The 5,817-nt window shown below is 32.4% G+C and carries 5 protein-coding genes; 3 read left to right on the forward strand and 2 right to left on the reverse strand.

Annotation, left to right across the window (positions count from 1 at the left end):
- Positions 1–190 precede the first annotated feature (190 nt).
- The gene (locus U9R23_08010) at positions 191–1,531 is read right to left on the reverse strand and encodes an ATP cone domain-containing protein (GenBank protein ID MEA3476364.1); all 1,341 of its coding nucleotides are present in this window, start codon (positions 1,529–1,531) and stop codon (positions 191–193) included.
- 278 nt (positions 1,532–1,809) lie between these two features.
- On the opposite strand from U9R23_08010, the gene U9R23_08015 reads away from it, so the two are divergent.
- Both U9R23_08015 and U9R23_08020 read left to right on the forward strand, forming a co-directional pair.
- Entirely contained in the window at positions 1,810–2,067 is a 258-nt protein-coding gene (locus U9R23_08015; protein ID MEA3476365.1) for a hypothetical protein, read from the forward strand.
- Positions 2,064–2,465, forward strand: a complete 402-nt coding sequence (locus tag U9R23_08020; GenBank protein MEA3476366.1) for a type II toxin-antitoxin system VapC family toxin — start codon at positions 2,064–2,066, stop codon at positions 2,463–2,465. The genes U9R23_08015 and U9R23_08020 overlap by 4 nt, the downstream gene beginning before the upstream one ends.
- Positions 2,466–3,091: 626 nt before the next feature.
- Here the strand turns inward: U9R23_08020 and U9R23_08025 are convergent.
- Positions 3,092–4,783, reverse strand: a complete 1,692-nt coding sequence (locus U9R23_08025) for an AMP-binding protein (GenBank protein MEA3476367.1) — start codon at positions 4,781–4,783, stop codon at positions 3,092–3,094.
- A 261-nt stretch (positions 4,784–5,044) separates the two neighbouring features.
- Here U9R23_08025 and U9R23_08030 point away from each other — a divergent pair.
- The coding region (locus U9R23_08030) for a M14 family zinc carboxypeptidase (protein ID MEA3476368.1) at positions 5,045–5,817 on the forward strand (773 nt) is incomplete at its 3' end.

Here is a 5,817-nt window from a genome sequence, read left to right on the forward strand (position 1 = left end):
GAAGATTATTTCTATTATTTTTTAATATTAACATTCTTGTCAGTTTATTGAACAATATAATCATCGTCAATTATTGAAATTAAATAAGTGAAGTTTCACAGGAGTGAAAATTACATAAAAAAATCATATTTAACCTTTTATAATATATTCTGCGAAACTTGAGTTAAATAAAATATCTCTTATAATACAATTAATAACCAAGTTTACTTCCACCAATAAATTCTCTAATAACAGAATCTCCGGGAATTGCTGAGTCATCTTTAACTGGCTCAACAGATTGCAAAATGTGTGCTATTCTTGAAGCACGTTTATAAGCATCTTCACGAAGGGGATTGCCTTTGAACTGTTTTTCCCATTGGGCAAAGGAATCTGTCAGTCTATTCGCATAAATAGGGAATTCATAAGGCATTGCACTGTTAATAATAAAATCTGTTGTATTTATTTGTGGTATGATATTTTGCATTTCACTTGAGCGAACATAATGCCAATGCGCCAATGTTTGCTGTGGATTATACGCTCTATAAACAGAATCACGGAGCATCCTTCGCATAAGGCGAATATCAGACCATCGGATATATTTATTATCATTATCTTTCATTTGCAATAAAGGTTCAAGATAAAGCTTGAATTTATTTTCATCAGGAATTTCTTTGGCAAATTCTGGATATAAACCATGCAAGCTATCAATTAAAAGAACTTCATTCTTATTGAGTTTCATCTTTATTTGATTTGGTTTACGAGTTCCTGTCTTAAAATCATATAATGGGATTAAAATTTCTTCTCCATTTAGTAATTTCAAGATATGAGCATTAACAAGTTTCAAATCTAATGCTTGTGGTGTTTCAAAATCATAATCCCCAAATTCGTCTTTTGGATGTAATTCAAGGTCATAAAAATAATTATCAACATTCAGGGGAACGAATTTCATGCCAATTTTTTTTAATTTATTTTTAATTTTAATTGTTGTTGTTGTTTTCCCGGAAGATGACGGACCGCTAATAATTACCATTTGTATATCTTTACTTTTTTCAGTTATCAAGTCGCAAGCAGTTACAACTTCGTCCTCATAAGCTGATTCAGATTCATGGACAATGTGTGGGAATTCTCCATTTGCGATTCTTTTATTTAATGATTCAATTGTATTTAGATTATGTTCTATAGCCCAATTTAAGATTTTCCATAATTTTGACCAGGGGATATTAACTGATGGTTGAGATGCTTTTTTAGATTTTTCTTTTCGCTTTCTATTCCTTTCATTTCTGTATAAAATATATTTTTTAGCAACTTTATCATGCCCGTTTTTTATTAAAATTTTTTCTACCACATCTTGAATCTCTTCAATGTGTGGCTTATATCCATCAGGATAAATTTCTTCTAATTTTTTTACAACTTGCTCTGCCAACCATTCAGCTTTATTTTTATCTCTACCACCGACTGCAACGGCAGCACGATAAATTGCATTCATTATCCTATTTTTATTAAATGGGACTATTGCACCACTTCTTTTTATCACATAAGTAAATTTGCTCATCAAAATGCTTCCTTTAAGAAATAATCTTAGAAATTAAATAGCAGATTACTTGCTTTTTCTCTAAACCATTAGAATTATTAAAAAGTAATATAACATTCTGCATTGTAAATTGTAACTTATGTCAAAGGTTTAAATAATGTAAAGAAAAACAGTTTTCTGTAAGTAAAAAATTTGACAAGTAAATATTTTTTTGCATTAATTAACATAAATTTTCAAATATTAGTTTTTGTATTCACAGAAATTATTGTTTTTGATTTTATGATTAAAGGGATAAACAAATGATCAATAAAAAATTATTAAAATTGGAGATTGATAAAATTCCGGAAGAATATTTAACGATTCTATATAAAATTATAAAATCATTAGAAAAGCCAAATGAAATTAGAGATTTAACTGTAGGGAAAAACTCGAATTTTGAATTAGATAGTGATTTCTCGTGGAATGATTTTATCAATTCAACTTATGGTTCTCTTTCTGATTCCCCGATTAAGCGTGGGAAACAGGGGAATTTTGAAATACGGAATTCAATCAAGTGAAATATTTATCAGATACTAATACCTGTATCCGATATTTAAACGGTTCTTCTGAGAACATAAAACATCAATTTGAACAACACAACTATAACGAAATAGCCTTGTGTTCAATCGTGAAAGCGGAATTGTTTTATGGTGCCTTTAAAAGTGCTAATCCTGACAAAAACTTGGCAAGAATTAAAGAGTTTTTTCGACCTTTTTACTCATTAGCATTTGAAGATAATTCATCAAGAATATACGGTGAGATTCGATTTACTCTTAAAAAAAAGGGAACACCAATCGGTCCTTATGATTTATTAATCGCATCTATTGCTCTATCTAACCAATTGATTGTAGTTACTCATAATATTCGCGAATTTTCTAGAATAGATAATTTGAGGATTGAAGACTGGGAAGAATAAAGCAACAATTTAATTGGTGTGGGATTCCATCTGTTTGGTGAATAATGGAAAACGGAATACGGAGAAAGGAAAGAATATTTTTCAATAGAGGGGATTCGAGTCGTAAGGCGTCCCCAATTAAATTGGGGACGACTCGAAACAAAGGTTTTCCCTACGTGGTAAACTTACGAGTCGATTCAAACAACTAAGGATAAAATATTAATTGAGAAGATGCTTCTGTTAAGATAAATTGTAAATACTTCCATATTATAAAGACCCATTCTAATTCTACCCGTCTAGGCTCGGCCTGGCCGAGACTGGAAGGATGGGTCTTTTTGTTTGTTATCTTAAACCATTAAAACCCGACTCGAGCTCGCAGTGCAGAGCCCGAGTCGAGTTTCTGCTACCGTCAGGGAATGGTCCATTCTTCCCGCCTTCCATAGTATTACGGCGGACAGGCGTAGTCCCGATATAATCGGGACGAAGGATGAATCCCTGACGGCTCATTTTACTGTCCATTCGTCTGGGCATAGCCCGTCTCCCGATATATCGGGAGACGAGACAGGCCATCCGAAGCACGGGTAGAGTCGTCACATAGTAGTCCCGATTTTTTCGGGACGGAGACGGATCCGTGACGAAACCACAATTTAGACATAGAGATATCTTTTGATTTTTTGTGTAGGAGTTTTTTTGAAAGGTTCTTGTTGTTCTATAATATTATAAATTTTTGAAAAACTTGAAACTTTTGCATTTACATCAGTTCTAATATTATTGAGGATTTCAGAAATTTTCTTTTTTAATTGTGTCTCTGTGAATTTGTGATGTGCGAATTCGCGGTCAATTTCTTCGTAATTAAGGTAAACCCGAACCATAAGTTTTTCTTGCTTTTGAAAAACGAGGGATTCAAATACATAATTACATTCATTAATTGCTGATTCAATTTCTTCTGGATATATATTTTCTCCGCTTGGGCCAACAATGATATTTTTTAAACGACCTTTTATATAAAGGTATTTATTCCTTTTCAATAAACCCAAATCACCTGTTTTAAACCAACCATCCTTTGTGAATACATTTGCGGTTCCTTCGGGGTCTTTGTAGTATTCCTTCATTACATTATCGCCTTTTACAACAATTTCACCTTCTCCTGTTTGCTTATTTTGATTAATGATTTGTACCTCAACACCTGGTATCACATAGCCAGTTGAACGATATTTTGTCATTTCTGCACTTGAACCTGCTATTAAAGGCGATGTCTCTGTAAGACCATATCCAATTGCATACGGAAATTTTGCTTCTCTAAGGAATTTTTCTACTTCTGGTGATAATAAAGCTCCGCCTATACCGAAAAATCTTAACTTTCCTCCAAAAGATTTCATTAGCTTCTTGCCGGCTAATTTATGTAATATTTTTCTTATTGGTGGGAAGTGATATAGTTTTCTAATAATTGTATTATGAGTAAAATTTGGTGATATTTTTGTTTTAAATATTTTTTCAATAATAAGAGGAACGGTTAATATCATAGTTGGTTTTATTTTTTGCATCGCTGGCAAAAGGACTCTTGCTGTTGGTGGTTTTTCCAGATAATAAATACAAGCTCCTCGTATAAGTGGAACTATAAAACCAATAGTGCACTCATAAGTATGAGGTAAAGGAAGGATAGAGAGTAAACGGTCATCAGTTGTGATATTTTGAATTTTAAGAGTTGCAATCGCATCAAAAACAATGTTTTTGTGAGTTAGAACAACCCCCTTTGAATGACCTGTAGTTCCAGATGTATAAATAATAACAGCAATGTCATCCTCTTGCACTTCTGGAGATATGATTTTTGTTAACCGTAATGCTGCTTCTTTTATCTTTGCAATTTCTTTACTTCCTTCAAGTATTAATTTTTTTAGAACTACTTTTGATGTCTCAAGTGGTATAAGACTGAAATCATTTATTAAGATGATTGACGAAAGTGTATCACTTCTGAAGTCCTCGATTTTTTCATAATATTTTTCCGAAACGAAGATTGCTTTACAATTTGAATGTCTCAGTATGTGATGAACTTCGGTAACATGAAAATCTGGAAGTATAGGAACTGCAATTGCTCCCATTGTAGTTATAGCAAAATATGCTATTCCCCAATTCGGATTGTTTTCACTTAGTATTGCTACCTTATCACCAACAATTATTCCATGATGATGCAAAAACTTTGATAGTTCCTGAACACTTTCTCGTAATTCAGAATAAGATATTGGAGTTCCCGATACAAAAGACAATGCAGGTTTATCAGAGTATTTCTTTGCACTATAGTTAAGTAAAGATTTTAAAGTTAATTTTTTTAAGTCATCCATAATTTAATTCTCCAGAAAATTCAGTGAAGTAAAAGGAAAAGATAGTTTTTCCCTTTAATTTGTTATAATTGCAAGATAAGTAAAATTTGTCAATCAATTCATTTTTATAATTATGGTTTAAGAATGGACGCCATTTTGGACAGCGGTGATAGCAAATAATCCCGATATCTATTTTTACATTATTTGTGGATAATTTTGAAAGTTGACAATAAAAAAATCAATATCAAAAATATGTTAAAATAATTCAATTAAGGAAGAAATATGAAACGAGTCTTATTAATTTTTGTATTGATCGCTATCTTTTTTACTTCACAATCCTTTGCGTGGAGAAAAGATGAGATGGAAGTAAAGGTTAATCTTTATACAGAAGAGGATTACCAAATATTATATTCTTTTAGATTCAATGGTGATGTTTATCCTGGGTTTGCAAGAGTATATTTAACTCCAGATGAATTAGAGAAGTTAAAAATCACAGGTTTAGAATATGAGATATTAGATGCAGATTTAAATAGAACCTCAAGTGTATTTTGGTCAAGTATGGATAGAACCCGAGATGCTTATCATACTTTTCCCGAGATAGTTTCATTAGCAGATAGTCTTGCAGGAAATTTCCCTGATATTTGTGAGAAGCACATTTTTGGCTATACAGGTGAAGGATATGAACTTGGAGCCCTCAAAATAACTGATAATGTTGATATAAATGAGAATGAAGCAGAAGTTATGTTTGATGGTGGAATTCACGGTGATGAGATTGGTTGTTCTGAGAATGTAATTAGATTTGCGCGAGACCTTTGCATTGGTTATGGCAGCGACCCTACAATTACAGACCTGATTGATAATCATGAGATTTGGTTATATTATTGCGTCAACCCTTATGGTCGTATTCACGATATTAGATATAATGGGAACGGCGTTGATCTAAATAGGGATTGGGGTTATATGTGGGATGGTTGGGGAGGCAGTTGGGGAGCTTACTCACAAGCAGAAGCAAAAGCCCTTCGTAATTGTATGTATCATAGACAATTCGTAGTTCA

The sequence above is a fragment of the Candidatus Cloacimonadota bacterium genome, from assembly GCA_034722995.1.
Taxonomy (GTDB): Bacteria; Cloacimonadota; Cloacimonadia; order JGIOTU-2; family JGIOTU-2; genus JAGMCF01.

What these genes read in the sequence shown, in the direction of transcription:
- U9R23_08010 (MEA3476364.1), bottom strand. Translation starts at nt 1,531, where the DNA reads ATGAGCAAATTTACTTATGTGATAAAAAGAAGTGGTGCAATAGTCCCA.
- U9R23_08015 (MEA3476365.1), top strand. Translation starts at nt 1,810, where the DNA reads ATGATCAATAAAAAATTATTAAAATTGGAGATTGATAAAATTCCGGAA.
- U9R23_08025 (MEA3476367.1), bottom strand. Translation starts at nt 4,783, where the DNA reads ATGGATGACTTAAAAAAATTAACTTTAAAATCTTTACTTAACTATAGT.